Origin of the sequence: Paenibacillus sp. Pae15 (assembly GCF_024519685.1) — a bacterium.
Taxonomy (GTDB): Bacteria; Bacillota; Bacilli; order Paenibacillales; family NBRC-103111; genus Paenibacillus_G; species Paenibacillus_G naphthalenovorans.
In genome coordinates, this window is the sequence record NZ_JALJRM010000029.1 from 30,168 (window position 1) to 53,869 (window position 23,702).

The following is a 23,702-nucleotide window of genomic DNA, read 5'->3' on the forward strand; positions in this document are numbered from 1 at the left end:
ATGATCTATGTCTTATGATAAAGTGAAACAGGCAGCAAAGCTGATTATAGGCACGAAACAAGTGACGAAAATGGTAGAGGCGGGACATGCCGCCGAAGTTTTCGTTGCCAGAGATGCAGATCCGCGAATTACGATAAAAATAGTTAACCTCTGCAAGATGATGGGGGTTAAAGTGACATACGTGGACTCCATGACCATGTTAGGTAAAGCGTGTGGAATCGAAGTAGGCGCAGCTATGGCTGCGGTAGTGAATGAATGATGCAGTAATGTTTTTGCCTGAGAATCCGTAAGGGTTTAAGGTAAAAACTTTTACTTTGTTCATTTACGATTCGCCTGGATCTGTGGGCTTGAAAAGAAAGAACCATTCATATTAAAGGAGGTGGCCAATATGCCAACAATTAACCAGCTCGTTCGTAAAGGACGCCAAGCGAAAGTTGTAAAATCCAAATCCCCGGCTCTTCAAAGAGGTTTCAACGCCTTGAAAAGAGAAGCAACGAATCTGAGTTCTCCTCAGAAACGTGGCGTCTGCACTCGTGTAGGTACGATGACCCCGAAGAAACCAAACTCTGCTCTTCGTAAGTATGCGCGTGTTCGCTTGACGAACCGTGTAGAGGTTACTGCCTACATTCCGGGTATCGGACACAACCTGCAGGAGCACAGCGTTGTTCTGATTCGCGGCGGTCGTGTTAAGGACCTTCCAGGGGTACGTTACCACATCGTTCGCGGCGCACTCGATACTTCCGGTGTAGCCAACCGCAAGCAAGCACGTTCCAAGTACGGCGCAAAACGCCCGAAAGAGAAAAAGTAATACAGCTTTTATAAATTGAATGATTTTAGAAGAAAGGGGGATAACTATGCCTCGTAAAGGTCCAGTTACTCGCAGAGACGTATTGCCAGATCCGATTTATAACAGCAAGCTCGTTACCCGCTTGATCAACCGCATTATGATTGATGGTAAAAGAGGAACAGCTCAAACAATCCTTTATAATGCTTTCAATCTGATTAAAGAACGTACGGGTAAAGAACCTATGGAAGTATTTGAACAAGCGATCAAAAACATTATGCCGGTTCTTGAAGTTAAAGCTCGCCGTGTTGGGGGTGCCAACTATCAAGTTCCTGTAGAGGTAAGACCTGATCGCCGTACGACTTTAGGTCTTCGCTGGCTTGTAAACTATTCCCGCCTGCGCGGTGAAAAAACGATGGAAGAAAGACTGGCTCAAGAAATCATCGATGCCAGCAACAACACAGGCGCTTCCGTGAAAAAACGCGAAGATACGCACAAAATGGCAGAAGCCAACAAGGCGTTTGCACATTATCGTTGGTAAAATTAAATTCCTTTTTATAGGAAGGAGACGTTCCTGATGGCAAGAGAGTTCTCCTTGAAAGATACGCGTAACATCGGGATCATGGCGCATATTGATGCCGGCAAGACCACCACGACGGAACGCATCCTGTTCTACACTGGCCGCGTGCACAAAATCGGTGAAGTTCACGAGGGTGCTGCTACGATGGACTGGATGGAGCAGGAGCAGGAGCGCGGAATCACCATTACTTCCGCTGCTACGACCGCTCAATGGAAAGGCCACCGCATCAATATTATCGACACCCCGGGACACGTTGACTTCACTGTAGAAGTTGAACGCTCCCTGCGCGTATTGGACGGAGCAGTAGGCGTATTCAGCGCCAAAGAAGGCGTTGAGCCGCAGTCGGAGACAGTTTGGAGACAAGCGGACCGTTATGGCGTTCCCCGGATCGCCTATGTCAATAAAATGGATATCATCGGTGCGGATTACCTGCAGGTTATCCAATCGATGCGCGATAAGCTTGGCGCGAACGCAGTTGCCATTCAGCTGCCGATTGGGGCTGAAAATGATTTCAAAGGCGTTATCGACCTTATCGAGCGTAAAGCTTATATCTACAAAGACGATCTGGGTAAAGAACCTGACCAGGTTGAAGTCCCTGCTGAATACAAGGATAAAGTGGAAGAGCTTCGTCTTGAGCTTGTAGAGAAGGTAGCGGAGCTTGACGAAGAACTGATGATGAAATATCTGGAAGGCGAAGAACTGACGGTCGAAGAAATTAAAGGGGCGCTCCGTAAAGGGGTTGTCGGCGTTAAAATCTTCCCGGTTGTCTGTGGATCGTCTTACCGGAATAAAGGCGTACAGTTAATGCTGGATGCCGTTATTGACTATCTCCCGTCTCCAATCGATGTGCCGAACATCAAAGGTACGCTCGAGGACGGATCGGAAGTCGTACGTAAATCTTCTGATGACGAACCGTTTGCCGCTCTGGCATTCAAAATCATGACAGACCCGTTTGTCGGCAAATTAACGTTCTTCCGTGTGTACTCAGGGGTTCTGAACTCCGGTTCTTACGTATTGAACGCGACAAAAGGCAAACGCGAACGGATCGGCCGTATTCTTCAGATGCATGCGAACAGCCGTCAGGAAATCAGCGAGGTTTATGCGGGTGACATTGCGGCTGCCGTAGGCTTGAAGGATACTGTGACCGGGGATACGCTGTGTGATGAGAAGCATCCGGTTATTCTGGAATCCATGAACTTCCCGGAACCGGTTATTCAGCTGGCTGTTGAACCGAAAACAAAAGCCGACCAAGACAAAATGGGTATTGCGCTGGCCAAATTGTCTGAAGAAGATCCGACTTTCCGTGCGCATACGGATGAAGAAACCGGCCAAACGATCATCTCCGGTATGGGTGAGCTTCACCTTGAGATTATCGTCGACCGCATGCTTCGCGAGTTCAAGGTAGAAACCAATGTGGGTAAACCGCAGGTTGCCTACCGCGAAACGTTCCGTCAACCGGCTAAGGTTGAAGGTAAATTCGTTCGCCAATCCGGCGGCCGTGGTCAATACGGACATTGTTGGGTTGAGTTCGAACCGCTGGAGCCGGGTACCGGATTCCAGTTTGAAAGCAAAATTGTCGGTGGTGCGATTCCTAAAGAATTCATCCCTCCGATTCAAGCCGGTATTGAAGAAGCTATGAAAAATGGCGTATACGCAGGCTTCCCTCTCGTGGATATCAAAGCAACTGTCGTTGACGGTTCTTACCACGATGTGGACTCCAGCGAAATGGCGTTTAAAATTGCTGGCTCCATGGCACTCAAAGCTGCCGGAGAAAAATGCCGTCCGGTATTGCTTGAGCCGATCATGAAGGTAGAGGTTACCGTGCCGGAAGAGTACATGGGCGACGTTATGGGCGACCTGAACTCCCGCCGCGGAAGAATCGAAGGTATGGATTCCCGCTTCGGCGCGCAAATTATCCGTGCCAAAGTGCCTCTTTCCGAAATGTTTGGTTACTCTACGACGCTGCGCTCCCGTACACAAGGCCGGGGTGTATACTCGATGGAAATTTCGCACTATGAAGAAGTGCCTAAGTCGATTGCCGAAGAAATCGTTGCAAAGAACAAAGGCGCTTAATATAATTACTATATTTAAGGAGGCTATTCACTCATGGCTAAAGCAAAATTTGAGCGTACAAAACCGCACGTTAATATTGGCACCATCGGTCACGTTGACCATGGTAAAACAACTCTGACTGCCGCAATCACTACCGTATTGTCCAAAAAATACGGCGGTGCCGCTGTAGCTTTCGATCAAATCGACAAAGCACCGGAAGAGCGCGAACGCGGTATCACGATTTCGACTGCACACGTTGAATACGAAACGCCTAACCGTCACTATGCACACGTTGACTGCCCAGGCCACGCTGACTATGTTAAAAACATGATCACGGGTGCTGCGCAAATGGACGGCGCGATCCTGGTTGTATCCGCAGCAGACGGTCCGATGCCGCAAACTCGCGAGCACATCCTGCTGTCCCGTCAGGTAGGCGTACCTTACATCGTGGTATTCCTGAACAAATGTGACATGGTTGAAGACGAAGAGCTTCTTGAACTGGTTGAAATGGAAGTTCGCGACCTGCTGAACGAATACGAGTTCCCAGGCGACGAAACTCCAATCATCCGCGGCGCTGCTCGTGAAGCCCTGCAAAACCCAGACGGTCCTTGGGCTGACAAAATCATTGAGCTGTTCGAGCAAATCGACAACTACATCCCTACGCCTGAGCGCGACACTGATAAACCTTTCTTGATGCCGGTAGAGGACGTGTTCACGATCACTGGTCGTGGTACTGTTGCTACAGGCCGTGTAGAGCGTGGTGTGGTTAAAGTCGGTGACGAGGTTGAAATCATCGGTTTGGCTGAAGAAACTCGCAAATCCGTTGTTACGGGCGTAGAAATGTTCCGTAAGCTTCTGGATTCCGCACAAGCTGGTGACAACATCGGTGCACTGCTTCGCGGTGTAGACCGTAAAGACATCGAGCGTGGACAAGTTTTGGCAAAGCCGGGTTCCGTTAAACCGCACACGAACTTCACCGCTCAAATCTACGTTCTGACAAAAGAAGAAGGTGGACGTCACAAACCTTTCTTCAGCGGTTACCGTCCGCAGTTCTACTTCCGTACAACGGACGTAACAGGTATCATCAACCTGCCGGAAGGTTCCGAGATGGTTATGCCTGGTGACAACATCACTGTTACCGTAGAACTGATCTCGCCGATCGCTATCGAAGAAGGAACTCGCTTCGCGATCCGTGAAGGCGGCCGTACAGTTGGTGCCGGCGCCGTTGCAACCATCAGCAAGTAATTTCGGTGATCCGAATCCTATAGATTTACGTACTGTTCCGAAGCAAGACCAAAGCAATTTGTACTGTTCCGAAGCAACCCTTCATCTATATAGATGAAGGGTTTTAATTTTTTAGGCATCCGCAGCATTTTTTTCTTGCTTTTCATAATGAAATTTAATATAATAGTGAACGTTGGTCTGTGACGTTGCGATGATGTGAGAGGTTGCTGACACGCCCGGCCCCTTTGCCATAGGGACGGCGTCAGGAGATTTTCACGGAGTATGTCCGATACTAAATTGGGCGAAAGAAGGAGGGAATACTATGGCAAAGCAAAAGATTCGTATTCGTTTGAAGGCGTATGATCACAGAATTCTGGATCAATCTGCCGAAAAAATCGTGGACACTGCAAAACGTTCCGGTGCAGGGGTATCTGGTCCGATTCCGCTTCCTACCGAGAAGCAAATCATCACGATTCTTCGTGCGGTTCACAAGTACAAAGATTCTCGTGAACAGTTCGAGATGCGTACACATAAACGTTTGATCGATATCGTCAATCCGACGCCGCAAACGGTTGATGCATTGATGCGTTTGGATCTGCCGTCCGGTGTGGACATCGAAATCAAACTGTAATATATACACTGTGGTTATAAAACAACAGGCTAAAGAGGAAAAGAGGTGTCAACGATGACTAAAGGTATCTTAGGTAAAAAGATTGGGATGACTCAAGTATTTACTCCTGAAGGATTGGTTGTTCCGGTTACCGTTATTGAAGCAGGTCCTTGCACGGTGCTGCAAAAGAAGGACGTAGAGAACGACGGTTACGAAGCCATCCAAATCGGTTTTGCCGACAAGAAAGAAAAGAATGCGAACAAACCTGAGTTGGGCCACGCGAAAAAAGCCGGCACAACACCTAAGCGCTACGTGAAAGAAATTCGCAATGTACAGATCTCTGAGTATGAAGTTGGCCAGGAGATCAAGGCTGACATCTTCGCAGAAGGCGAATTCGTTGACGTAACGGGTACATCTAAAGGTAAAGGATTCCAAGGCGTTATCAAAAGACATAACCAATCCAGAGGTCCGATGGCGCACGGCTCGCGTTATCATCGCGGTCCGGGTTCGATGGGCTCGATCCAGGCTAACCGTGTTCCAAAAGGTAAAAACCTTCCGGGTCACATGGGTACAGAGACGGTTACCATTCAAAAGCTTGAAGTGGTTAAAGTCGATGCGGAACGGAATGTACTTCTAGTTAAAGGCTCCATTCCAGGTCCTAAAAACAGCTATGTTACCGTGAAATCTTCAGTGAAGAAGTAAGAAAGCGGGAAAGGAGGATAACAAATGCCAAAAGTAGCAGTGTATAACGTTAGTGGTTCTCAAGTAGGCGAAGTGGAACTGGCCGACAGCGTGTTCGGAATCGAGCCGCACGTTCATGTATTGAACGAAGCGGTATTGATGCAGCGGGCATCCCTTCGTGCCGGAACTCATAAAACTAAAGGTCGCTCCGAAGTGCGCGGCGGCGGTCGCAAACCTTGGAAGCAAAAAGGTACAGGTCGTGCGCGTCAAGGCAGCATCCGCTCTCCACAATGGAAAGGCGGCGGTACCGTATTCGGACCGACACCACGCAGCTATGCTTACAAGCTGCCTAAGAAAGTTCGCCGTTTGGCGATTAAATCCGCGTTGTCTTCCAAGGTGAAGGCGAGCGAAATTATCGTGCTGGATCAATTGCAACTGGCTCAGCCGAAAACGAAAGAATTTGTATCCATTTTGAATAACCTTAAAGTAGATCGTAAGGCTTTGGTTGTGACGGCTGCATATGACGAGAACGTAGCATTGTCCGCACGCAACATTCCTGGAGTTAAATTTGTGGCTGCCGAAGGAATCAACGTGCTTGATGTTATGGTCTATGACAAGCTGATCATTACGAAGGATGCGGTGCAAAAGGTAGAGGAGGTGTTTGCGTAATGAAGAACCCTCACGATATTATTAAAAGCCCGATCATTACTGAACGTTCCAGCGAAATGATGGCGGATAAGAAATATGTATTCGAGGTGGATCTCCGTTCGAATAAAACGGAAATCAAGCAAGCGATCGAACAAATTTTCAAAGTGAAAGTTGCGAATGTCAATACGCTCAGAGTACCGGCGAAGCCAAAGCGCTACGGCCGCTATTCCGGATATACGTCCGAATGGAAAAAAGCGATCGTGACACTCAGCGCAGACAGCAAAGAGCTGGAATTCTTTGAATCGGTATAAGATGAATTCTTGAAGTAAGGAGGGAACCCACGTGCCTATCAAAAAATATAAACCAACGTCTCCTGCAAGACGTGCGATGTCGGTTTCTACATTTGAAGAAATCACAACATCGACTCCGGAGAAGTCGCTTTTGGCTCCTTTGAGCAAAAAAGCGGGACGCAACAACCAAGGTAAAATTACGGTTCGTCACCAAGGCGGCGGACATAAGCGTAAATACCGTATTATCGACTTTAAACGGAACAAAGATGGAATACCCGGTAACGTTGCTACAATCGAGTATGATCCGAACCGTTCCGCTAACATTGCATTGATTCATTATGTGGATGGCGAGAAGCGTTATATCCTCGCTCCGAAAGGCCTTAAAGTAGGCGATCAAATCGTATCCGGTCCGACAGCGGACATCAAGATCGGCAATGCATTGCCGATGGAGAACATCCCTGTAGGTACGGTGATTCACAATATCGAATTGAAGCCCGGAAAAGGCGGCCAACTGGTTCGCGCAGCCGGTACGGAAGCGCAGCTGCTTGGTAAAGAGGATCAATACGTTATTGTTCGTTTGTCCAGTGGTGAAATGAGAAGAATTTTGAAAGTGTGCCGCGCAACGGTAGGTTCCGTAGGTAACGAAGATCACGAGCTCGTGAAAATCGGTAAAGCCGGACGTTCCCGTTGGTTGGGTAAAAGACCGGAAGTTCGCGGTTCCGTTATGAACCCGAACGATCACCCGCACGGTGGTGGTGAAGGTCGTTCCCCGATCGGCCGCAAATCCCCGATGTCTCCTTGGGGCAAGCCGACACTCGGATATAAAACACGGAAGAAGAACAAAGCTTCCAATCAATATATTATTCGTCGCCGCACGAAATAATTCGGTTCTCAGTTCGGTTAAAGAAGGGAGGAATGAAGCATGGGTCGCAGTTTGAAAAAAGGTCCATTTGTTGACGGTTATCTTTTGAAGAAAGTGGAAGCAATGAATGGTGAGGGTGTTAAAAAGCAAGTAATCAAAACTTGGTCCCGCCGTTCCACAATTTTCCCGCAATTCATCGGCCACACCTTTGCTGTATATGACGGCAGAAAGCATGTGCCGGTATATGTGACGGAAGATATGGTCGGACATAAGCTTGGTGAATTTGCTCCAACCCGTACTTACAAAGGTCACGCGGGTGACGATAAGAAGACGGGCAAGCGCTAATAGATGAACGTGAATTCGATTGAGTTGTGAATGAGAGGAGGTACTTCCATGCAACAAGCTAAAGCCATTGCAAGATATGTTCGTGTTGCTCCCCGCAAAGTTCAATTGGTTGTCGACTTGATCCGCGGCAAGAAAGTAGGCGAAGCGATCGCTATTTTGCGTCATACGCCAAAGTCCGCTTCCCCGATCGTGGAGAAGCTGTTGAACTCGGCTATTGCCAATGCGGAGCACAACTACTCTTTGGACGTAAACAACCTGGTGGTTGAGCAGGCTTATGTGAACCAGGGACCAACTTTGAAAAGATTCCGTCCTCGCGCTATGGGTCGTGCGAGCCGCATCAATAAACGTACCAGCCACATTACAGTAGTGGTATCTGAGAAATAAGGAGGGATAACGTGTGGGTCAAAAAGTAAACCCGGTAGGACTTAGAATTGGTATTATTCGCGACTGGGAATCCAAGTGGTATGCTGGAAAAGATTTCGGCGATCTGCTTATGGAGGACGTAAAAATCCGCGAATATTTGAAAACAAAACTGAAAGATTCCGCTGTTTCCCGTATTGAAATCGAACGTGCGGCAAACCGCGTGAACGTAACCATTCATACAGCTAAGCCTGGCATGGTTATCGGTAAAGGCGGATCGGAAGTCGAGGTTATCCGCGGCTACCTGTCCAAGCTGACTAACGGCAAGAAAGTTCATATTAACATTTCGGAAGTTAAAAATTCGGATCTGGATGCGATTCTTGTAGCTGAAAGCATTGCACAACAACTGGAGCGCCGCGTATCGTTCCGTCGTGCATTGAAACAAGCGATTCAAAGATCGATGAGAGCCGGAGCCAAAGGTATTAAAACATCGGTTAGCGGTCGTTTAGGCGGAGCGGAAATCGCCAGAACCGAAGGATATAGCGAGGGTACAGTTCCTCTTCATACATTGCGTGCGGATATCGATTATGGTACGGCGGAAGCTCACACCACTTACGGTCGGATCGGCGTAAAAGTATGGGTCTATCGCGGCGAGGTTCTTCCAACGGCTAAGAAAAAGGCTGCTACGGAAGGAGGCAACTAATCATGTTAATTCCTAAACGTGTAAAACACCGCAAAGAGCACCGCGGGAAAATGCGCGGCCGTGCAAAAGGCGGAACGGAAGTTCATTTTGGTGAATATGGTTTGCAGGCGTTGGAACCGGCTTGGGTAACCAACCGTCAAATCGAGGCTGCACGTATTGCCATGACCCGTTACATTAGACGGGGCGGTAAGGTTTGGATCAAAATCTTCCCTGCCAAACCAATCACTCAAAAGCCGCTTGAAGTCCGGATGGGTAGCGGTAAAGGTAACGTAGAAAAATGGGTTGCTGTCGTTAAACCGGGTAAGGTTCTGTTTGAACTTGCCGGCGTAAGCGAAGAAGTCGCTCGTGAAGCTATGCGTCTCGCCTCTCACAAGCTGCCAATCAAGACGAAGTTTGTGAAAAGAGAAGAACTGGGTGGTGAAGCAAATGAAAGCTAGTGAATTTCGCAACTTAACCACTGCTGAGATCGAACAAAAAATTTCCGGATTTAAAGAGCAGCTCTTTAACCTCCGTTTTCAACTAGCTACAGGTCAACTGGAAAATCCCGTACAAATTCAAAAAGTCCGCAAAGATATTGCTCGGGCAAAGACGGTTTTGCGTGAAAGAGAATTGGGAATCACTAGTTAATGAATGAGAGAGGAGGATTTTAACATGGCTGAACGCAACGAGCGTAAAACGCAGCAGGGTAAAGTCGTCAGCGACAAAATGGACAAAACCATCGTTGTCGCCGTTGAAACTTATAAGAAGCACGACCTTTACCACAAGCGCATCAAATACACGAAGAAGTTCAAAGCTCATGACGAAAACAATGAAGCCAAAATCGGCGATATTGTTGAAATCATGGAAACCCGTCCGCTCTCCAAAGACAAACGCTGGAGATTGGTCAAAGTGGTCGAAAAAGCGGTTATCGTTTAATATAAGCATTCGGCATCAATTCCGGAAGGAGGGAATTACACAATGATTCAACCATTTACACGATTGAAAGTAGCTGACAACTCTGGTGCAAAATCGCTGATGTGTATCCGCGTGTTGGGTGGTACCGGTCGTCGTACCGCTAACATCGGTGATCTGATCGTTTGCTCTGTGAAAGAAGCAACACCAGGGGGCGTTGTCAAAAAAGGTGATGTGGTTAAAGCTGTAGTTGTACGTACGAGACGCGGTGCGCGCCGTAAGGACGGATCCTACATCAGCTTTGACGAGAATGCAGCGGTTATCGTAAAAGAAGACAAGAGCCCGCGTGGTACTCGTATCTTTGGACCGGTAGCTCGTGAACTTCGTGACAGAGACTTCATGAAAATCGTATCTCTGGCTCCAGAAGTTATCTAATTGTCGTTCATTGACATTCAATTCGGATGCTTACGAAGTGGTTTTCTAACGAAAGCCTAAGCAGACGCTTACGAGGAAGGCATTCTTCCGAATGCCCTTAGGAGGTGGAAACATAATGCCAAAACAACCGAAGAAACTCGAGTCCCATAACAACAAACTTCATGTCAAAAAAGAAGACAAAGTGTTCGTTATTAGCGGTAAAGATAAAGGAAAAACGGGTCGCGTGATCGCTGCTTATCCTCGCGAGAACCGCGTGTTGGTCGAAGGTGTAAACTTGATCAAGAAGCATGCCAAGCCATCCCAACAAAACCCGCAAGGTGGCATCCTTACACAGGAAGCTCCTATTCACGTATCCAACGTGATGCTGGTCGATCCAAAAACAGGCGAGCCTACACGTGTTGGCTACAAAGTGCTTGATAACGGCAAAAAAGTTCGCGTTGCGAAAAAATCCGGCGAGATTATCGATTAATATCTGGTAAGAAAGGAGGCACTCGGATTCATGGCTGCAAGATTGAAGGATCGTTTTCTGAACGAAATTACTCCTGCTCTGATGCAAAAATTTAATTACACCACGGTGATGCAGGTTCCTAAAATTGAGAAAGTAGTTATCAATATGGGCGTTGGCGAGGCGGTTTCCAACTCTAAAGTGCTCGATACTGCTGTACAAGATCTGCAATTGATCTCTGGTCAAAAGCCGGTGATCACAAAAGCGAAAAAATCAATCGCAGGCTTTAAACTGCGTGAAAATATGCCGATCGGCGTGAAAGTAACATTGCGCGGCGAGCGTATGTACCACTTCTTGGACAAATTGTTTAACGTTGCTCTTCCGCGCGTGCGCGACTTCCGCGGCGTATCTACCAAAGCATTTGACGGCCGCGGCAACTATACGCTCGGATTGAAAGAACAGTTGATTTTCCCGGAAATTGAATACGACAAAGTAGACAAGGTCCGCGGCATGGATATCGTCATTGTAACAACAGCTAAAACGGATGAAGAGTCCCGTGAATTGTTAACACAATTAGGCATGCCGTTTTCCAAATAATCAGGACAGGCACCCGAGTGCCGGATCCCAACGGAAACCCCAGGAGGTGTAAACTGAAGTGGCAAAAACTTCGATGAAGGTCAAACAGCAGCGTCCTCCTAAATTTAAGGTGCAGGCCTATACGCGCTGCGAACGCTGCGGTCGTCCGCATTCCGTGCTTCGGAAATTTAAAATTTGCCGGATTTGCTTCCGCGAATTGGCATACAAAGGCCAGATTCCTGGCGTGAAGAAAGCAAGCTGGTAAAACTCATAGTTTCGGGAAGGAGGTTTCAACACATGGTTATGTCCGATCCAATTGCAGATATGCTTACACGCATTCGCAACGCTAACGTCGTTCGTCATGAGACTGTGGAAATTCCGGCTTCGAAGATCAAAAGAGAAATTGCTGAGATCCTCAAGAAGGAAGGCTTCATTCGTGACGCTGAATATATCGAAGACAACAAGCAAGGTATTATCCGCGTATTCTTGAAATACGGCCCTAACAACGAGCGCGTTATCACTGGTCTGAAAAGAATCAGCAAGCCAGGCCTGCGCGTTTATGCGAAGAGCCAAGAGGTGCCTCGCGTACTGGGCGGCTTGGGTATCGCCATCCTGTCCACATCCAAAGGTGTGATGACGGACAAGGAAGCTCGTCAATCCAAAGCCGGCGGAGAAGTTATCTGCTACGTTTGGTAATAAAGATTTTGAATGAATGGAGGTGCAGAACATGTCCCGTATTGGTCGCAAACCAATCACGATCCCAAGCGGAGTAAACGTGACTATTGATAACACATTGATTACGGTAAAAGGACCTAAAGGCACTTTGAGCCGTGAACTGCATAGAGATATGAAGATCAACGTTGAGGGCAATGTCATTACAGTAGAGCGCCCTTCAGATAATAAATTGCACCGTTCTCTCCATGGTACGACGCGCAGTGTTGTGCAAAACATGGTGAGCGGAGTAACGGACGGATTTGCTAAAAGTCTCGAGTTGGTTGGCGTAGGATACCGTGCGAACAAATCCGGCAACAAGCTGGTGTTGAACGTAGGTTACTCGCACCCGGTAGAAATCGAGCCGGAAAACGGCATCGAATTCGAAGTTCCTTCGAACACGAAAGTCATCGTTAAAGGAATCGATAAAGAGCTGGTAGGCGCAACTGCCGCTAAAGTCCGTTCTGTTCGTGAGCCTGAGCCGTATAAAGGTAAAGGTATCAAGTACGAAGGCGAACGTATTCTTCGTAAAGAAGGTAAAGCCGGTAAGAAGAAATAAGGCCGCGTAATGGACACTGCGTGCTAATGTTTCTGATCCAACTCGAAAGGAGTGACACAAGAATGATTACCAAAGTCGATAAAAATAAAGCGCGTTTGAAAAGACATCTTCGCGTGCGCAAGAAAATTCAAGGAACGGCTGAGCGTCCTCGTCTCAACATTTTCCGTTCCTCCAAGCATATGTATGCCCAATTGATCGACGATGTTAAAGGCGTTACACTTGCCTCCGCTTCCACGCAAGACAAGGAGCTCAGAGAGGGCATCCGTAACGGCGGCAACATCGAAGCGGCTACGAAGGTTGGAGCATTGATCGCTGAACGCGCCAAAAAAGTCGGTGTCGATAAAGTGGTTTTCGACCGCGGCGGATATTTGTATCACGGTCGTGTCAAAGCACTTGCAGACGCTGCTCGTGAAGCAGGTCTTGAATTCTAATCTAAATTTACACATAAGGAGGTAAAGGACTTGCGTATTGATCCCAATACTTTAGAGCTGACTGAAAAAGTCGTTCATATTAACCGCGTTGCTAAAGTAGTAAAAGGCGGTCGCCGCTTCAGCTTCAGCGCACTCGTGGTTGTAGGCGACGGCAAAGGTTGGGTAGGCGCTGGAATCGGTAAAGCTTCCGAGGTACCTGACGCGATCCGTAAAGGTATTGAAGATGCAAAGAAAAACCTGATTCACGTTCCTATCGTCGGAACTACAATTCCTCATCTGGTGACCGGACACTTCGGCGCAGGTAAAGTTCTGCTTAAACCTGCTTCCAAAGGTACAGGAGTGATCGCGGGCGGCCCGGTTCGTGCCGTGCTCGAACTGGCTGGCGTAGGCGACATTTTGACGAAGTCCCTCGGATCTTCGAACTCCATTAACATGGTCAACGCTACCTTGGAAGGTTTGGGTCGTCTGAAGCGTGCGGAAGACGTGGCTAAGCTTCGCGGTAAAACCGTTGAAGAACTCTTAGGTTAGGAGGGATACCATGGCTAAGCAATTGCAAATCACCCTCAAGCGCAGCCTGATCGGTCGTCCTGAGACTCAGCGTCGTACAGTTACGGCACTTGGGCTCCGCAAGCTGAATCAAACTGTAACCCAAGCAGACAATGCCGCGATTCGCGGAATGGTAAACCAAGTCAATCACTTGGTGGAAGTTAAAGAAATCGAAGCTTAATAGACTACCATATAGCTAGAGGAGGTGCGAACGATGAAATTGCATGAGCTTACTTCTGCTCCTGGTTCACGCAGTTCCCGCAAGCGCGTAGGACGCGGTGTGGGCAGCGGTATGGGAAAAACGGCAACTCGTGGTCATAAAGGTCAAAATGCGCGTTCCGGCGGCGGTGTTCGTCCAGGATTTGAGGGCGGTCAAAATCCGCTTTATCGTCGCTTGCCAAAACGTGGATTCAACAACTATTTCCGTAAGGAATTTGCTGTTGTCAACGTTGAGGATTTGAACAAATTCGCAGCGGGTACGGAAGTTACTCCGGAGACTTTACTTGAATCCGGCATCGTGAAAAATCCAAGAGACGGTATCAAAATCTTGGGTAACGGTGAAATCACGGTTAAATTGAACGTTAAGGCCAACAAATTCTCCCAATCTGCGGTAGAAAAAATTCAGGCTGCAGGCGGTCAAACCGAGGTGATTTAATGTTTCGTACCATATCCAATATTATGAAAGTAGAGGATCTGCGCAAACGTATCATCTTCACCTTACTTGTGCTGATCGTCTACAGGATTGGTGCTTTTATTCCGGTACCTAACATCAACACGGACATTCTGAAGCTCCAAGACCAAGCCAGTCAAGGCGGCGTGTTCGGGTTGCTTAATACTTTTTCCGGCGGCGCTCTGTTCCAATTCTCCATCTTTGCGATGGGGATTATGCCTTATATCACGGCATCGATCATTGTGCAGCTGCTCTCTATGGATGTCATTCCCAGATTTGCACAATGGGCGAAAGAAGGAGAAGCAGGCCGAAAAAAGTTAGGGCAGATTACCCGTTACGGGACCATCGTGCTGGGCATCATTCAAGCGTTCGGACTTGCGATCGGTTTTAATCGTCTGTACACCGGACTGGTTATCAATCCGACATTTGCGACCTATGCTTTGATTGCTATCGTTCTCACGGCGGGCACTGCTTTTCTGATGTGGTTAGGGGAACAAATCACCGAGAATGGCATTGGAAATGGTATTTCCATTATCATCTTTGCAGGCATCGTAGCTGCCATTCCGACAAGTATACAGCAAATTTATCAAACGCAATTTGTTGATGCCGGCGGGGCGCTCTTCCTTAACTTAGTGAAACTCGTGATTATTGCGCTCGTGGTCATTGCATTGATTGCCGGTGTGATTTTCGTCCAGCAGGGCGTGCGTAAAATCCCTGTACAATATGCTAAGCGAGTGGTCGGGCGCAAAATGTTCGGAGGCCAATCGACGCATATTCCGCTCAAAGTTAACGCGGCGGGTGTCATTCCGGTTATCTTTGCGCTTTCGCTTTTGGTGTTTCCTCCGACAATTGCAAGCTTCTGGAGAGGCAATCCGGTTGCCGATTGGATTATCACGAATATGAGTTATACACATCCGCTTGGGATGGTGTTGTATGTTTTACTGATCATCGGATTCACTTACTTCTACACCTTTGTACAGATTAACCCAGTACAAATGGCGGACCAGATGAAGAAGAACGGCGGCTATATCCCGGGAATTCGACCAGGCAAAACGACATCGGCTTACCTGACGCGGGTAATGACAAGAATCACTTTGTCCGGGGCGCTTTTCCTGGCTGCCATTTCCATTCTTCCAATCATCTTTGGTGCATTGGCCGACTTGCCTCAATCCGTGCAGATTGGCGGCACATCCTTGCTGATCGTCGTCGGTGTAGGATTGGAAACGATGAAGCAAATCGAAAGCCAGTTAATCAAACGCCATTACAAAGGTTTCATTAACAAATAGTGAATAGGTACTGATAGCTGTTTTTCAAAGCTATCGGCACCTATTGTGCTGTTAGCATCAAATGATGCGAGTAGGGGAGGAAATCGTGATGAACATCATCTTTATGGGGCCTCCTGGTGCAGGTAAAGGTACCCAGGCGGAACGAATCGTTGACGAGTTTCAGATCCCGCATATTTCAACCGGTGATGCATTCAGGCTGGCGATGAAGCAGGAGACGCCGCTCGGGGTTGAAGCGAAGAAATATGTTGACCAGGGTTTGCTTGTCCCGGATGAAATTACGATCGGGATTGTTCGTGAAAGACTTGGGCAGCCTGACTGCAGTAAAGGATTTTTGCTTGACGGTTTTCCCCGGACCATCTCTCAAGCGGAGGCGCTGGATGGTATCGCGATATCGCTGGGTAAAAGCATCGAGCATGTGATTAACCTGAAAGTGGACCGGGATTTATTGCTTGCCCGTCTGACGGGTCGTAGAATTTGTAAATCTTGTGGAGCTACGTATCATATCTTGTTTAACCCTCCTGCACGTGAAAATGTTTGCGACAAATGTTCAGGTGAATTGTATCAACGTTCGGATGACAACGAAGAAAAAGTAGGGACTCGTTTGGACGAGTATATCAATAAAACCGCTCCGCTTTTGGAGTACTATCGTAACAAGGGAATATTGCGTGAGGTTAACGGTGAGCAAGAGATAAATACGGTTACTGCACAAATCAGTTCACTATTGCGAGGGCAAGCGTAATGATCATTTGTAAATCTGAAGCTGAATTGGAATTGATGCGGGAGGCTGGGCGGATTGTTGCGGAAACTCACCTGCTGCTTCAAAAACACATTCAGCCCGATATTACAACCAAAGAGCTCGATCAAATCGCTGAGGATTATATCCGAAGTCAGGGCGCAATTCCGTCTTTTAAAGGTTACAATGGTTTTTCCGGAAGTATCTGTGCTTCAGTCAACGATGAATTGGTTCACGGCATACCCGGCAAAAGAAAGCTGAAGAATGGCGATATTATTAGTATCGACATCGGTGCGCAGTATAAGGGCTACCATGGAGATTCCGCTTGGACTTACGGTGTCGGGACGATCTCCGACACGGCAAGGAAGCTTCTGGAGGTGACCGAAAGGTCGCTCTACGCAGGAATTGCCGAAGCCAAACCGGATGTCCGGCTGTACACGATATCTAACGCTATTCAGAGGTGCATTGAGAGTGAAGGTTTTTCGGTTGTCCGGGAGTATGTAGGACATGGGATTGGTACCGAGCTTCACGAGGAGCCTCAAATTCCGAACTACGGCCCGGCCGGTCACGGCCCGCGGCTAAAGCCCGGTATGGTGCTTGCGATCGAACCAATGGTCAATGTAGGGGAACGATATGTTCGAACCTTGGAAGACAATTGGACGGTCGTCACGGTGGATGGCACACTGTGCGCTCATTTCGAGCATACCATAGCGATTACGGCAGACGGTTACGAAATTTTGACGCTTCCCGGTAAGTAGGCTTTACCATGGAACCATCGAATATGCCTGTCATCGGACAAATCGTAAGGGTGAATCGGGGGCGTGATTCCGGGAAGTACGCCGTCATTATCGGCGTCGTAGACCAACGATACGTGTGGATTGCGGACGGCGGAAAACGGAAATTCGATGAACCCAAGAAGAAAAATATCATTCATCTTGATCTCCTGCCGGCGGTCAGTTCGGAAGTAGCTGATAGTCTGCGTGAGACCGGACGTGTCACGAATGGCAAATTACGTTTTGCACTCTACAGCTATGTGGACAATTTATCTGAAGAAGCGCTAGAGAAAGGAGAATGACTGTGGCCAAAGAAGATGTAATTGAAGTTGAAGGTACAGTGATTGAACCTCTTCCGAATGCAATGTTTAAAGTGGAACTGGAGAACGGTCATAAGATACTTGCTCATGTATCCGGGAAAATCAGAATGCACTTTATCCGGATCCTGCCTGGTGATAAAGTGACGGTCGAACTCTCGCCTTATGATTTGACCAGAGGCCGTATAACCTATCGTTTTAAATAAATGTAATCTTACGAAGTAAGTTTTTCTCTTGAAAAACGCTGCTTATGCTTACGAAGAAAGTTTTTCTAACGAAAAACTCTTAGGAGGTAACCACCATGAAGGTTAGACCATCGGTCAAGCCGATTTGCGAAAAATGCAAAGTCATTCGCCGCAAAGGGAACGTTATGGTAATCTGTGAAAATCCGAAGCACAAACAAAAACAAGGTTAAGGAGGTGCAGGTATAAATGGCACGTATTGCTGGTGTAGACTTACCTCGTGACAAACGGGTAATCATCGCTTTGACTTACATTTTCGGTATCGGTAACACTACCGCTCAGAAGATTGTTGCTCAAACTGGTATTAATCCCGACACTCGCGTTCGCGATCTAACGGAGGATGAAGTAAGCAAAATCCGTGATGTGATCGACAAAACGTTGAAAGTGGAAGGCGACCTGCGTCGTGAAATCGCATTGAACATTAAGCGTCTCATCGAGATCGGCTGCTATCGTGGCGTTCGTCATCGCCGCGGCTTGCCTGTTCGCGGTCAACGGACGAAAACAAACGCTCGTACGCGTAAAGGACCTCGTCGTACTGTAGCTAATAAGAAAAAATAGTAAAGGAGGTAACGCATAAATGGCTAAACCAAAAAAAGTTGTTCGTACCAAACGTCGTGACCGGAAAAATATCGACTCCGGAGTGGCACATATCCGCTCCACGTTTAACAATACGATTGTCACTATTACTGACCCGCACGGAAACGCGATTTCTTGGGCTAGTGCCGGTAATCTTGGCTTTAAAGGCTCGCGTAAAAGCACTCCGTTTGCCGCTCAAATGGCTGCCGAGTCCGCTGCGAAGGCTGCTATGGAGCATGGGATGAAAGCCGTTGAGGTTATGGTTAAAGGACCAGGCGCAGGCCGTGAAGCTGCGATTCGTTCCCTTCAAGCCGCAGGGCTCGAAGTTAACCTGATCAAAGACGTAACTCCGATTCCTCATAACGGTTGCCGTCCTCCAAAACGCCGTCGTGTCTAATTCAGGATTGCTAAGTACAAGTGGTATATTTATCCAAAAGGTGAGAATACTATTTGGATAGGCATACTGCACGTCTTATACGTCTTAAGTTATCCAGAGGGAAACGACGTTTGAAGGAGGGTTAACCAATGATCGAAATCGAAAAGCCGAAAATAGAAACCGTACATTCGAGCGAAGACGGCACCTACGGGAAGTTTGTAGTTGAGCCTTTGGAAAGAGGCTACGGGACTACGCTGGGCAACTCTCTTCGCAGAATCCTGCTTTCGTCTTTACCGGGTGCGGCCGTATCATCCGTGCAAATCGACGGCGTTCTGCATGAGTTCTCCACGATTCCAGGTGTTGTGGAAGATGTTACGGAGATCATCCTTAACCTGAAGGGGCTATCGTTAAAGATTCATTCTGACGAGGAGAAGGTTCTTGAGATCGATGCCGAAGGTGAAGGTACTGTTGTGGCTGGCGATATTCGCGGCGATAGCGATGTGGAAATTCTGAATCCGGATTTGCACATTGCTACGCTTGCCTCCGACGCCCGGCTTCATATGAGAATTCATGCGAACCGCGGCCGGGGATACGTACCGGCGGATAAGAACAAGCGCGAGGACCAACTGATCGGCGTGATTCCGATTGATTCGATCTATACTCCGATCACCCGTGTCAATTACAGCGTGGAAAATACCCGCGTCGGTCAAGTCACCAACTATGATAAGCTAACCCTCGAAGTCTGGACCGATGGAAGTATCAGACCCGAAGAAGCCGTGAGCTTGGGCGCAAAAATTTTGACGGAGCATCTGATGCTCTTTGTCGGATTGACCGATGAAGCCAAAGATGCCGAGATTATGGTAGAGAAGGAAGAGGACAAGAAAGAGAAGGTTCTCGAGATGACTATCGAGGAACTGGACCTTTCTGTGCGCTCTTACAACTGCCTGAAGCGTGCGGGTATAAATACGGTGCAGGAATTGATCACGAAAACGGAAGAAGATATGATGAAGGTTCGTAACTTGGGTCGTAAATCGTTGGAGGAAGTTCAGGAGAAGCTGGAAGAGCTTGGTCTTGGACTCCGTATGGAAGATTAATTCTCAAGCAAGCGAACGGTATTAATTCAACAGAAGGAGGTTGCACACATGGCATACCAAAAGTTGGGTCGTGACTCCAGTGCGCGTAAAGCTTTGTTTCGTGACCTGGTAACCGACTTATTCATACATGAACGTATTCAAACGACGGAAGCGAAAGCGAAAGAACTTCGTTCGATCGCAGAGAAGCTGATCACTTTGGCCAAGCGCGGAGATCTGCATGCGCGTCGTCAAGTAGCTGCTTTCGTTCGCCGTGAAGCAGCGAACGACAATCAAGATGCCATTCAGAAGCTTTTCTCCGATTTGGCTCCTCGCTACGCAGAACGTCAAGGTGGGTATACCCGCATTTTGAAGCTGGGACCTCGCCGCGGCGATGCAGCACCGATGGTTTACTTGGAACTTGTAGACCGGGCTTAAGAGAAAAAAGGATGGGAAAGGGTGGACGGGATCTTAGGATTCTGATGAAACCCTTTTTTTTGTAGTCAGGTAACGGTGAACGGAAATACGCACGGGAGGCTTGGCCGTGAGGAACATTTGCATGACCGTCAGCTATGACGGTACCGCGTACAATGGATTTCAAACGCAGCCGGGGAAAAATACGGTTCAGGACCAGCTTGAGCATGCATTGCTGCGATTGACAGGCGAGGAACTGAAAATTATCGCATCAGGCCGGACGGATGCAGGGGTTCATGCAAAGGGTCAAGTCATTAATTTCCATACTCATTCCCGCATACCCGTTGAACGCTTTTGCCTTGCGATGAATTCATGGCTTCCGCGGGATATCCTTGTATGGGATGCAAAGCAGGTAGAGGATGGGTTTCACGCCAGGAAATCGGCAAAGCGAAAGACATATCGATATACGATACGCTGCGGCAAATATATCGATATATTCAGGAGTCACTTTGAGGTACATCATCCGGCCCCCCTCTGTGTCGAATCGATGCGTGACGGCTTAAAGCAGTTGATAGGGGAACATGATTTTACTTCTTTTTGTTCAACTAAAACGGTGGCTCAAAGCCATGTCAGGACGATTTATGATGCCTGGATCGAATGTGAGCCGATGGATACGGAGCTGCAGTCATTCGCTATGCATATCTATTTGACCGGTAATGGTTTTTTGTACAACATGGTACGAATTATCGTAGGAACGCTCATCGATATCGGAGAAGGCAAACGGTCAAGCTCTGAGATTCGAAGCATTCTGGAGGCCAAAGATCGTTCATTGGCAGGACCCACTGCAATGCCGCACGGTTTGATGTTATGGAAAGTTTTTTATGGTGAAGAGCCATTGCGGCCTTGATTACTGCAGCTAAATGTAGTAGAATATCTAATGGTGTTTCTTGACTGGCTAACCCACGGCCCCGGGTCATGCAAACGACCATCCGACTATTAAACCTATGAACATTAAAACGAATGTGATGAAGATAGATTTAGGAGGAACATTTCATGCGTACCACATATATGGCGAAGCCAAATGAAGTTGAACGCAAATGGTACATCATCGACGCTACGGACAAGACGCTTGGACGTCTGGCCAGCGAAGCGGCAAGTATCCTGCGCGGCAAGCATAAGCCTCAATTCACTCCGCATGTTGACACCGGCGATTTCGTCATTATCATCAATGCAGAGAAAATCAACCTGACAGGTAAGAAACTGCAAAATAAAAAGTACTACCGTCACTCCTTGTATCCAGGCGGTTTGAAAGTAACCACCGCTGGAGATATGCTGAAGAACAAACCGGAGCGTATGCTGGAATTGGCAATTCACGGTATGCTTCCGAAGAATCGTTTGGGCAACCGTATTAAGCTGAAGCTTAAAGTATATGCCGGTTCGGAGCATCCGCATCAAGCACAACAACCTGAAGTTTGGGAACTTCGCGGTTAATAAAGGGAGGACTGTCTTGTGGCACAAGTACAATATTATGGCACCGGCCGTCGTAAGCATTCGGTAGCACGCGTACGCTTGGTACCGGGTGAAGGCCGTATCATTATTAATAAGCGTAATTTGGACGATTACTTTGGTTTGGAGACATTGAAACTGATCGTAAAGCAGCCTCTGAACCTAACGGATACATTGAACAAGTATGATGTATTGGTATTGGCGCATGGCGGCGGTATTTCCGGACAAGCCGGAGCCATCCGTCACGGTATTTCCCGCGCCCTGCTCAAAGTGGACCCCGAATATCGCGGTACTTTGAAAAAAGCCGGCTTCCTGACTCGTGACCCACGGATGAAAGAGCGTAAGAAATACGGCTTGAAAGCTGCTCGTCGCGCTCCTCAATTCTCGAAACGTTAATATTTATCCTTGTAAGAAAAACCTCTCCATTTCACGGAGAGGTTTTTTGTATGATGATAAATATCCGGTTAACCGGTCGTGGACGGTGGACGGATTGTGTTTCGGCTCGTAGTCCCAATCTTTACGCTCTACGCGGCGTGGATAGGAGATGTGAATGCCGGACAATTTCAATTCATTGACGAGAGCCTTTCGGATCTCCTTGCATGCCGTCCAATAGTGATCGTCTTTAACCAAGCTTGTAACGGTATATTTAGCTCCAAGAGCATTATTTTCTACATCCGGAATACCATATAGCTGCGGCTGCTCAACGGCCTGACCTTTGTCATCTAACAGGAACATCTGCGGCATCGTTGCGATAAGGCGTGTCGAAATAGCATGAACGGCTTTTTCAATGACCGCCGAGTCTGATTGGTCCTCAAAAATAATAAAAAACCCGGTAATCAAATCCTTCACCAAAGTCTGGGCACCGAAGCCTACGGCCAATCCGATCACCCCGGCACCGGCAATAATGGGGCCTACTTCCAAACCTACATTACTTAGACACATAAGGTCGGCGATAATAAACAACACATATCTGGGAAAGAGAGCAGCAGCGATTCAGCAGCAGATTAGGCTCCCAAAAACTCCAGCTCCAATACTTCTCCAGAGAATCAACGGTTTCATAAGACAAGTCGTATCATACCTCCCAGTATAGAAATCTCTTCTAAATGTACTTGAATCAACCAATGGGCTCAAACTTCTTTTCACCGAAAAGGTCATAAGGCAATAAAATAGGATAAACGCCCATCGTAAAGAAAAATTTAATTTGACAAAAAGTCATGAAGAGTTATAATAAAATTCAAATACAATAAAGCGCATTAACATACTCGGAATTATTTTATAGGAGGTACTTATATTATGAATTTATTTGAAAAAGAAGAACTCATTCGTCAAGCCGCTGAAGAATATGAGAACAAGAGCCCTGAGGAACTTTTAGCCTTTGCGGTGGAAAGATTCCCGAATATTACGCTTGCCTGTAGTTTCGGGGCGGAAGATGTCGTACTTGTCGACCTGCTCCAAAAGATTAGTCCGAAAACCGATATTTTCTATCTTGATACGAATGTGCATTTTAAAGAAACGTATGAGACCCGTGACCGTCTGCAGCAGCGTTATGGCGTAGAATTTGTACAAGTACTTCCAAAGCTCACCCTGGAAGAGCAAGCGCAGCAATACGGCGAAGAATTATGGAAGAGCGATCCGACGCAATGCTGCAATATTCGTAAGGTGGATCCGCTCACCGATATACTTAAAAATTATGATGCATGGATAACGGGAATTCGCCGTGATCAAGCTCCTACACGTGCCAACGCCAAAAAAGTAGAGTACGATGTGAAGTTCGGACTGGTCAAATTCAACCCGCTGGCAAGCTGGACATCCGAGGATGTATGGAATTATATCCGGAACAACAATATTATTTATAACCCGCTGCATGACCGCAACTACCCAAGTATCGGATGCGAGCACTGCACACGTCCGGTAGCACCAGGTGAAGACCCGAGAGCTGGTCGCTGGGCGGGCTTTGAGAAGACGGAATGCGGACTTCATAAATAAAACAGAATTCTCGGACATAG

Annotated in this window: 40 protein-coding genes and 1 pseudogene; 40 read left to right on the plus strand and 1 reads right to left on the minus strand. The window is 47.6% G+C overall.

The window, feature by feature from the left end; all coding sequences use genetic code 11:
- The first annotated feature begins 7 nt into the window (after positions 1–7).
- From NR121_RS20140 to rpsI, 39 genes are all read left to right on the plus strand, one after another.
- Positions 8–259, plus strand: coding sequence for a ribosomal L7Ae/L30e/S12e/Gadd45 family protein (locus NR121_RS20140; RefSeq protein ID WP_054818706.1), 252 nt, complete (start codon positions 8–10; stop codon positions 257–259).
- A 129-nt stretch (positions 260–388) separates the two neighbouring features.
- The gene (gene rpsL / locus NR121_RS20145; protein WP_054818707.1) at positions 389–808 is read left to right on the plus strand and encodes a 30S ribosomal protein S12; all 420 of its coding nucleotides are present in this window, start codon (positions 389–391) and stop codon (positions 806–808) included.
- A gap of 46 nt (positions 809–854) precedes the next feature.
- Positions 855–1,325, plus strand: a complete 471-nt coding sequence (rpsG, locus tag NR121_RS20150; RefSeq protein ID WP_054818708.1) for a 30S ribosomal protein S7 — start codon at positions 855–857, stop codon at positions 1,323–1,325.
- Positions 1,326–1,361: 36 nt separating this feature from the next.
- A complete protein-coding gene (fusA, locus tag NR121_RS20155; RefSeq protein WP_054818709.1) occupies positions 1,362–3,437 on the plus strand; it encodes an elongation factor G in 2,076 nt (691 codons plus the stop codon).
- 33 nt (positions 3,438–3,470) lie between these two features.
- Positions 3,471–4,661: an elongation factor Tu gene (gene tuf, locus NR121_RS20160; RefSeq protein WP_054818710.1), complete on the plus strand. Its 1,191-nt coding sequence runs from the start codon at positions 3,471–3,473 to the stop codon at positions 4,659–4,661.
- A gap of 301 nt (positions 4,662–4,962) precedes the next feature.
- On the plus strand, positions 4,963–5,271 hold the full coding sequence (gene rpsJ, locus NR121_RS20165; protein WP_062410373.1) for a 30S ribosomal protein S10: 309 nt from the start codon (positions 4,963–4,965) through the stop codon (positions 5,269–5,271).
- Positions 5,272–5,325: 54 nt separating this feature from the next.
- Entirely contained in the window at positions 5,326–5,952 is a 627-nt protein-coding gene (rplC, locus tag NR121_RS20170; protein WP_054818711.1) for a 50S ribosomal protein L3, read from the plus strand.
- A 24-nt stretch (positions 5,953–5,976) separates the two neighbouring features.
- Positions 5,977–6,600 (plus strand): 50S ribosomal protein L4, encoded by a 624-nt coding sequence (rplD, locus tag NR121_RS20175; protein ID WP_054818712.1) that lies wholly within the window; start codon positions 5,977–5,979, stop codon positions 6,598–6,600.
- Positions 6,600–6,890, plus strand: a complete 291-nt coding sequence (gene rplW, locus NR121_RS20180; protein WP_054818713.1) for a 50S ribosomal protein L23 — start codon at positions 6,600–6,602, stop codon at positions 6,888–6,890. The genes rplD and rplW overlap by 1 nt, the downstream gene beginning before the upstream one ends.
- A gap of 31 nt (positions 6,891–6,921) precedes the next feature.
- Positions 6,922–7,752, plus strand: a complete 831-nt coding sequence (gene rplB / locus NR121_RS20185; protein ID WP_062410374.1) for a 50S ribosomal protein L2 — start codon at positions 6,922–6,924, stop codon at positions 7,750–7,752.
- A gap of 39 nt (positions 7,753–7,791) precedes the next feature.
- Positions 7,792–8,076 carry a 30S ribosomal protein S19 gene (gene rpsS / locus NR121_RS20190; RefSeq protein ID WP_054818715.1) on the plus strand — a complete coding sequence of 95 codons (285 nt, stop codon included), beginning with the start codon at positions 7,792–7,794 and terminating at the stop codon, positions 8,074–8,076.
- 48 nt (positions 8,077–8,124) lie between these two features.
- On the plus strand, positions 8,125–8,460 hold the full coding sequence (gene rplV / locus NR121_RS20195; RefSeq protein ID WP_054818716.1) for a 50S ribosomal protein L22: 336 nt from the start codon (positions 8,125–8,127) through the stop codon (positions 8,458–8,460).
- 13 nt (positions 8,461–8,473) lie between these two features.
- Positions 8,474–9,139 carry a 30S ribosomal protein S3 gene (gene rpsC, locus NR121_RS20200; protein WP_054818717.1) on the plus strand — a complete coding sequence of 222 codons (666 nt, stop codon included), beginning with the start codon at positions 8,474–8,476 and terminating at the stop codon, positions 9,137–9,139.
- A gap of 2 nt (positions 9,140–9,141) precedes the next feature.
- Entirely contained in the window at positions 9,142–9,576 is a 435-nt protein-coding gene (gene rplP, locus NR121_RS20205) for a 50S ribosomal protein L16 (RefSeq protein ID WP_062410375.1), read from the plus strand.
- Entirely contained in the window at positions 9,566–9,766 is a 201-nt protein-coding gene (gene rpmC, locus NR121_RS20210; protein ID WP_062410376.1) for a 50S ribosomal protein L29, read from the plus strand. The genes rplP and rpmC overlap by 11 nt, the downstream gene beginning before the upstream one ends.
- Before the next feature lie 24 nt (positions 9,767–9,790).
- On the plus strand, positions 9,791–10,054 hold the full coding sequence (gene rpsQ, locus NR121_RS20215; RefSeq protein ID WP_054818719.1) for a 30S ribosomal protein S17: 264 nt from the start codon (positions 9,791–9,793) through the stop codon (positions 10,052–10,054).
- A gap of 42 nt (positions 10,055–10,096) precedes the next feature.
- Positions 10,097–10,465 carry a 50S ribosomal protein L14 gene (gene rplN / locus NR121_RS20220; RefSeq protein ID WP_054818720.1) on the plus strand — a complete coding sequence of 123 codons (369 nt, stop codon included), beginning with the start codon at positions 10,097–10,099 and terminating at the stop codon, positions 10,463–10,465.
- A 115-nt stretch (positions 10,466–10,580) separates the two neighbouring features.
- Positions 10,581–10,934, plus strand: a complete 354-nt coding sequence (rplX, locus tag NR121_RS20225) for a 50S ribosomal protein L24 (RefSeq protein WP_062410377.1) — start codon at positions 10,581–10,583, stop codon at positions 10,932–10,934.
- A 30-nt stretch (positions 10,935–10,964) separates the two neighbouring features.
- Entirely contained in the window at positions 10,965–11,507 is a 543-nt protein-coding gene (rplE, locus tag NR121_RS20230) for a 50S ribosomal protein L5 (RefSeq protein WP_054818721.1), read from the plus strand.
- A gap of 58 nt (positions 11,508–11,565) precedes the next feature.
- Entirely contained in the window at positions 11,566–11,751 is a 186-nt protein-coding gene (locus NR121_RS20235; protein WP_026326663.1) for a type Z 30S ribosomal protein S14, read from the plus strand.
- A 32-nt stretch (positions 11,752–11,783) separates the two neighbouring features.
- Positions 11,784–12,182 (plus strand): 30S ribosomal protein S8, encoded by a 399-nt coding sequence (rpsH, locus tag NR121_RS20240; RefSeq protein ID WP_054818722.1) that lies wholly within the window; start codon positions 11,784–11,786, stop codon positions 12,180–12,182.
- Positions 12,183–12,213: 31 nt separating this feature from the next.
- The gene (gene rplF / locus NR121_RS20245) at positions 12,214–12,756 is read left to right on the plus strand and encodes a 50S ribosomal protein L6 (protein WP_054818723.1); all 543 of its coding nucleotides are present in this window, start codon (positions 12,214–12,216) and stop codon (positions 12,754–12,756) included.
- 62 nt (positions 12,757–12,818) lie between these two features.
- Entirely contained in the window at positions 12,819–13,187 is a 369-nt protein-coding gene (gene rplR / locus NR121_RS20250; RefSeq protein WP_062410378.1) for a 50S ribosomal protein L18, read from the plus strand.
- A gap of 30 nt (positions 13,188–13,217) precedes the next feature.
- The gene (rpsE, locus tag NR121_RS20255) at positions 13,218–13,715 is read left to right on the plus strand and encodes a 30S ribosomal protein S5 (RefSeq protein WP_054818725.1); all 498 of its coding nucleotides are present in this window, start codon (positions 13,218–13,220) and stop codon (positions 13,713–13,715) included.
- 10 nt (positions 13,716–13,725) lie between these two features.
- Entirely contained in the window at positions 13,726–13,914 is a 189-nt protein-coding gene (gene rpmD, locus NR121_RS20260) for a 50S ribosomal protein L30 (protein WP_054818726.1), read from the plus strand.
- Positions 13,915–13,947: 33 nt separating this feature from the next.
- Positions 13,948–14,388: a 50S ribosomal protein L15 gene (rplO, locus tag NR121_RS20265; RefSeq protein ID WP_054818727.1), complete on the plus strand. Its 441-nt coding sequence runs from the start codon at positions 13,948–13,950 to the stop codon at positions 14,386–14,388.
- Entirely contained in the window at positions 14,388–15,689 is a 1,302-nt protein-coding gene (secY, locus tag NR121_RS20270) for a preprotein translocase subunit SecY (RefSeq protein ID WP_054818728.1), read from the plus strand. The genes rplO and secY overlap by 1 nt, the downstream gene beginning before the upstream one ends.
- A gap of 88 nt (positions 15,690–15,777) precedes the next feature.
- Positions 15,778–16,428 (plus strand): adenylate kinase, encoded by a 651-nt coding sequence (locus tag NR121_RS20275; RefSeq protein WP_062410379.1) that lies wholly within the window; start codon positions 15,778–15,780, stop codon positions 16,426–16,428.
- Complete coding sequence (map, locus tag NR121_RS20280; protein WP_054818729.1) at positions 16,428–17,180, plus strand: type I methionyl aminopeptidase; 753 nt, start codon at positions 16,428–16,430, stop codon at positions 17,178–17,180. Before NR121_RS20275 ends, map begins: the two co-directional genes overlap by 1 nt.
- A gap of 8 nt (positions 17,181–17,188) precedes the next feature.
- Positions 17,189–17,497 carry a KOW domain-containing RNA-binding protein gene (locus NR121_RS20285; protein ID WP_054818730.1) on the plus strand — a complete coding sequence of 103 codons (309 nt, stop codon included), beginning with the start codon at positions 17,189–17,191 and terminating at the stop codon, positions 17,495–17,497.
- Positions 17,498–17,499: 2 nt separating this feature from the next.
- The gene (gene infA / locus NR121_RS20290) at positions 17,500–17,718 is read left to right on the plus strand and encodes a translation initiation factor IF-1 (RefSeq protein ID WP_009676800.1); all 219 of its coding nucleotides are present in this window, start codon (positions 17,500–17,502) and stop codon (positions 17,716–17,718) included.
- 95 nt (positions 17,719–17,813) lie between these two features.
- Positions 17,814–17,927 (plus strand): 50S ribosomal protein L36, encoded by a 114-nt coding sequence (gene rpmJ / locus NR121_RS20295; protein WP_003333770.1) that lies wholly within the window; start codon positions 17,814–17,816, stop codon positions 17,925–17,927.
- Between the two features lie 16 nt (positions 17,928–17,943).
- The gene (rpsM, locus tag NR121_RS20300) at positions 17,944–18,312 is read left to right on the plus strand and encodes a 30S ribosomal protein S13 (protein ID WP_062410381.1); all 369 of its coding nucleotides are present in this window, start codon (positions 17,944–17,946) and stop codon (positions 18,310–18,312) included.
- A gap of 19 nt (positions 18,313–18,331) precedes the next feature.
- The gene (gene rpsK, locus NR121_RS20305; RefSeq protein WP_013921137.1) at positions 18,332–18,727 is read left to right on the plus strand and encodes a 30S ribosomal protein S11; all 396 of its coding nucleotides are present in this window, start codon (positions 18,332–18,334) and stop codon (positions 18,725–18,727) included.
- A 128-nt stretch (positions 18,728–18,855) separates the two neighbouring features.
- On the plus strand, positions 18,856–19,800 hold the full coding sequence (locus NR121_RS20310; RefSeq protein WP_054818731.1) for a DNA-directed RNA polymerase subunit alpha: 945 nt from the start codon (positions 18,856–18,858) through the stop codon (positions 19,798–19,800).
- 48 nt (positions 19,801–19,848) lie between these two features.
- Positions 19,849–20,214: a 50S ribosomal protein L17 gene (gene rplQ / locus NR121_RS20315; protein WP_054818732.1), complete on the plus strand. Its 366-nt coding sequence runs from the start codon at positions 19,849–19,851 to the stop codon at positions 20,212–20,214.
- Between the two features lie 106 nt (positions 20,215–20,320).
- Positions 20,321–21,097, plus strand: a complete 777-nt coding sequence (gene truA / locus NR121_RS20320) for a tRNA pseudouridine(38-40) synthase TruA (RefSeq protein WP_062410382.1) — start codon at positions 20,321–20,323, stop codon at positions 21,095–21,097.
- Positions 21,098–21,243: 146 nt separating this feature from the next.
- Complete coding sequence (gene rplM, locus NR121_RS20325; RefSeq protein WP_054818733.1) at positions 21,244–21,681, plus strand: 50S ribosomal protein L13; 438 nt, start codon at positions 21,244–21,246, stop codon at positions 21,679–21,681.
- Between the two features lie 18 nt (positions 21,682–21,699).
- Positions 21,700–22,092 (plus strand): 30S ribosomal protein S9, encoded by a 393-nt coding sequence (gene rpsI / locus NR121_RS20330; RefSeq protein WP_062410383.1) that lies wholly within the window; start codon positions 21,700–21,702, stop codon positions 22,090–22,092.
- Between the two features lie 3 nt (positions 22,093–22,095).
- On the opposite strand, the pseudogene NR121_RS25205 reads toward rpsI, so the two are convergent.
- Positions 22,096–22,665: pseudogene (locus NR121_RS25205) on the minus strand (hypothetical protein); the annotation flags it as partial.
- 324 nt (positions 22,666–22,989) lie between these two features.
- On the opposite strand from NR121_RS25205, the gene NR121_RS20340 reads away from it, so the two are divergent.
- Entirely contained in the window at positions 22,990–23,682 is a 693-nt protein-coding gene (locus NR121_RS20340; RefSeq protein ID WP_074729642.1) for a phosphoadenylyl-sulfate reductase, read from the plus strand.
- Positions 23,683–23,702: the final 20 nt, after the last annotated feature.

Excerpts from the sequence above, each read along its gene's own strand:
- rplR (WP_062410378.1), top strand. The coding sequence starts at position 12,819 with ATGATTACCAAAGTCGATAAAAATAAAGCGCGTTTGAAAAGACATCTT.
- NR121_RS20140 (WP_054818706.1), top strand. The coding sequence starts at position 8 with ATGTCTTATGATAAAGTGAAACAGGCAGCAAAGCTGATTATAGGCACG.
- NR121_RS20275 (WP_062410379.1), top strand. The coding sequence starts at position 15,778 with ATGAACATCATCTTTATGGGGCCTCCTGGTGCAGGTAAAGGTACCCAG.
- rplQ (WP_054818732.1), top strand. The coding sequence starts at position 19,849 with ATGGCATACCAAAAGTTGGGTCGTGACTCCAGTGCGCGTAAAGCTTTG.
- rpsK (WP_013921137.1), top strand. The coding sequence starts at position 18,332 with ATGGCTAAACCAAAAAAAGTTGTTCGTACCAAACGTCGTGACCGGAAA.
- rplE (WP_054818721.1), top strand. The coding sequence starts at position 10,965 with ATGGCTGCAAGATTGAAGGATCGTTTTCTGAACGAAATTACTCCTGCT.
- rplO (WP_054818727.1), top strand. The coding sequence starts at position 13,948 with ATGAAATTGCATGAGCTTACTTCTGCTCCTGGTTCACGCAGTTCCCGC.
- NR121_RS20285 (WP_054818730.1), top strand. The coding sequence starts at position 17,189 with ATGGAACCATCGAATATGCCTGTCATCGGACAAATCGTAAGGGTGAAT.
- rpsG (WP_054818708.1), top strand. The coding sequence starts at position 855 with ATGCCTCGTAAAGGTCCAGTTACTCGCAGAGACGTATTGCCAGATCCG.
- rplD (WP_054818712.1), top strand. The coding sequence starts at position 5,977 with ATGCCAAAAGTAGCAGTGTATAACGTTAGTGGTTCTCAAGTAGGCGAA.
- rpsS (WP_054818715.1), top strand. The coding sequence starts at position 7,792 with ATGGGTCGCAGTTTGAAAAAAGGTCCATTTGTTGACGGTTATCTTTTG.
- secY (WP_054818728.1), top strand. The coding sequence starts at position 14,388 with ATGTTTCGTACCATATCCAATATTATGAAAGTAGAGGATCTGCGCAAA.
- rpmC (WP_062410376.1), top strand. The coding sequence starts at position 9,566 with ATGAAAGCTAGTGAATTTCGCAACTTAACCACTGCTGAGATCGAACAA.
- rplV (WP_054818716.1), top strand. The coding sequence starts at position 8,125 with ATGCAACAAGCTAAAGCCATTGCAAGATATGTTCGTGTTGCTCCCCGC.
- rplP (WP_062410375.1), top strand. The coding sequence starts at position 9,142 with ATGTTAATTCCTAAACGTGTAAAACACCGCAAAGAGCACCGCGGGAAA.
- rpsL (WP_054818707.1), top strand. The coding sequence starts at position 389 with ATGCCAACAATTAACCAGCTCGTTCGTAAAGGACGCCAAGCGAAAGTT.
- rplF (WP_054818723.1), top strand. The coding sequence starts at position 12,214 with ATGTCCCGTATTGGTCGCAAACCAATCACGATCCCAAGCGGAGTAAAC.
- rpsJ (WP_062410373.1), top strand. The coding sequence starts at position 4,963 with ATGGCAAAGCAAAAGATTCGTATTCGTTTGAAGGCGTATGATCACAGA.
- tuf (WP_054818710.1), top strand. The coding sequence starts at position 3,471 with ATGGCTAAAGCAAAATTTGAGCGTACAAAACCGCACGTTAATATTGGC.
- rplX (WP_062410377.1), top strand. The coding sequence starts at position 10,581 with ATGCCAAAACAACCGAAGAAACTCGAGTCCCATAACAACAAACTTCAT.
- rpsH (WP_054818722.1), top strand. The coding sequence starts at position 11,784 with ATGGTTATGTCCGATCCAATTGCAGATATGCTTACACGCATTCGCAAC.
- NR121_RS20310 (WP_054818731.1), top strand. The coding sequence starts at position 18,856 with ATGATCGAAATCGAAAAGCCGAAAATAGAAACCGTACATTCGAGCGAA.
- rpsM (WP_062410381.1), top strand. The coding sequence starts at position 17,944 with ATGGCACGTATTGCTGGTGTAGACTTACCTCGTGACAAACGGGTAATC.
- rplC (WP_054818711.1), top strand. The coding sequence starts at position 5,326 with ATGACTAAAGGTATCTTAGGTAAAAAGATTGGGATGACTCAAGTATTT.
- rplN (WP_054818720.1), top strand. The coding sequence starts at position 10,097 with ATGATTCAACCATTTACACGATTGAAAGTAGCTGACAACTCTGGTGCA.
- NR121_RS20340 (WP_074729642.1), top strand. The coding sequence starts at position 22,990 with ATGAATTTATTTGAAAAAGAAGAACTCATTCGTCAAGCCGCTGAAGAA.
- rpmJ (WP_003333770.1), top strand. The coding sequence starts at position 17,814 with ATGAAGGTTAGACCATCGGTCAAGCCGATTTGCGAAAAATGCAAAGTC.
- fusA (WP_054818709.1), top strand. The coding sequence starts at position 1,362 with ATGGCAAGAGAGTTCTCCTTGAAAGATACGCGTAACATCGGGATCATG.
- rpmD (WP_054818726.1), top strand. The coding sequence starts at position 13,726 with ATGGCTAAGCAATTGCAAATCACCCTCAAGCGCAGCCTGATCGGTCGT.
- rplM (WP_054818733.1), top strand. The coding sequence starts at position 21,244 with ATGCGTACCACATATATGGCGAAGCCAAATGAAGTTGAACGCAAATGG.
- rplW (WP_054818713.1), top strand. The coding sequence starts at position 6,600 with ATGAAGAACCCTCACGATATTATTAAAAGCCCGATCATTACTGAACGT.
- rpsQ (WP_054818719.1), top strand. The coding sequence starts at position 9,791 with ATGGCTGAACGCAACGAGCGTAAAACGCAGCAGGGTAAAGTCGTCAGC.
- map (WP_054818729.1), top strand. The coding sequence starts at position 16,428 with ATGATCATTTGTAAATCTGAAGCTGAATTGGAATTGATGCGGGAGGCT.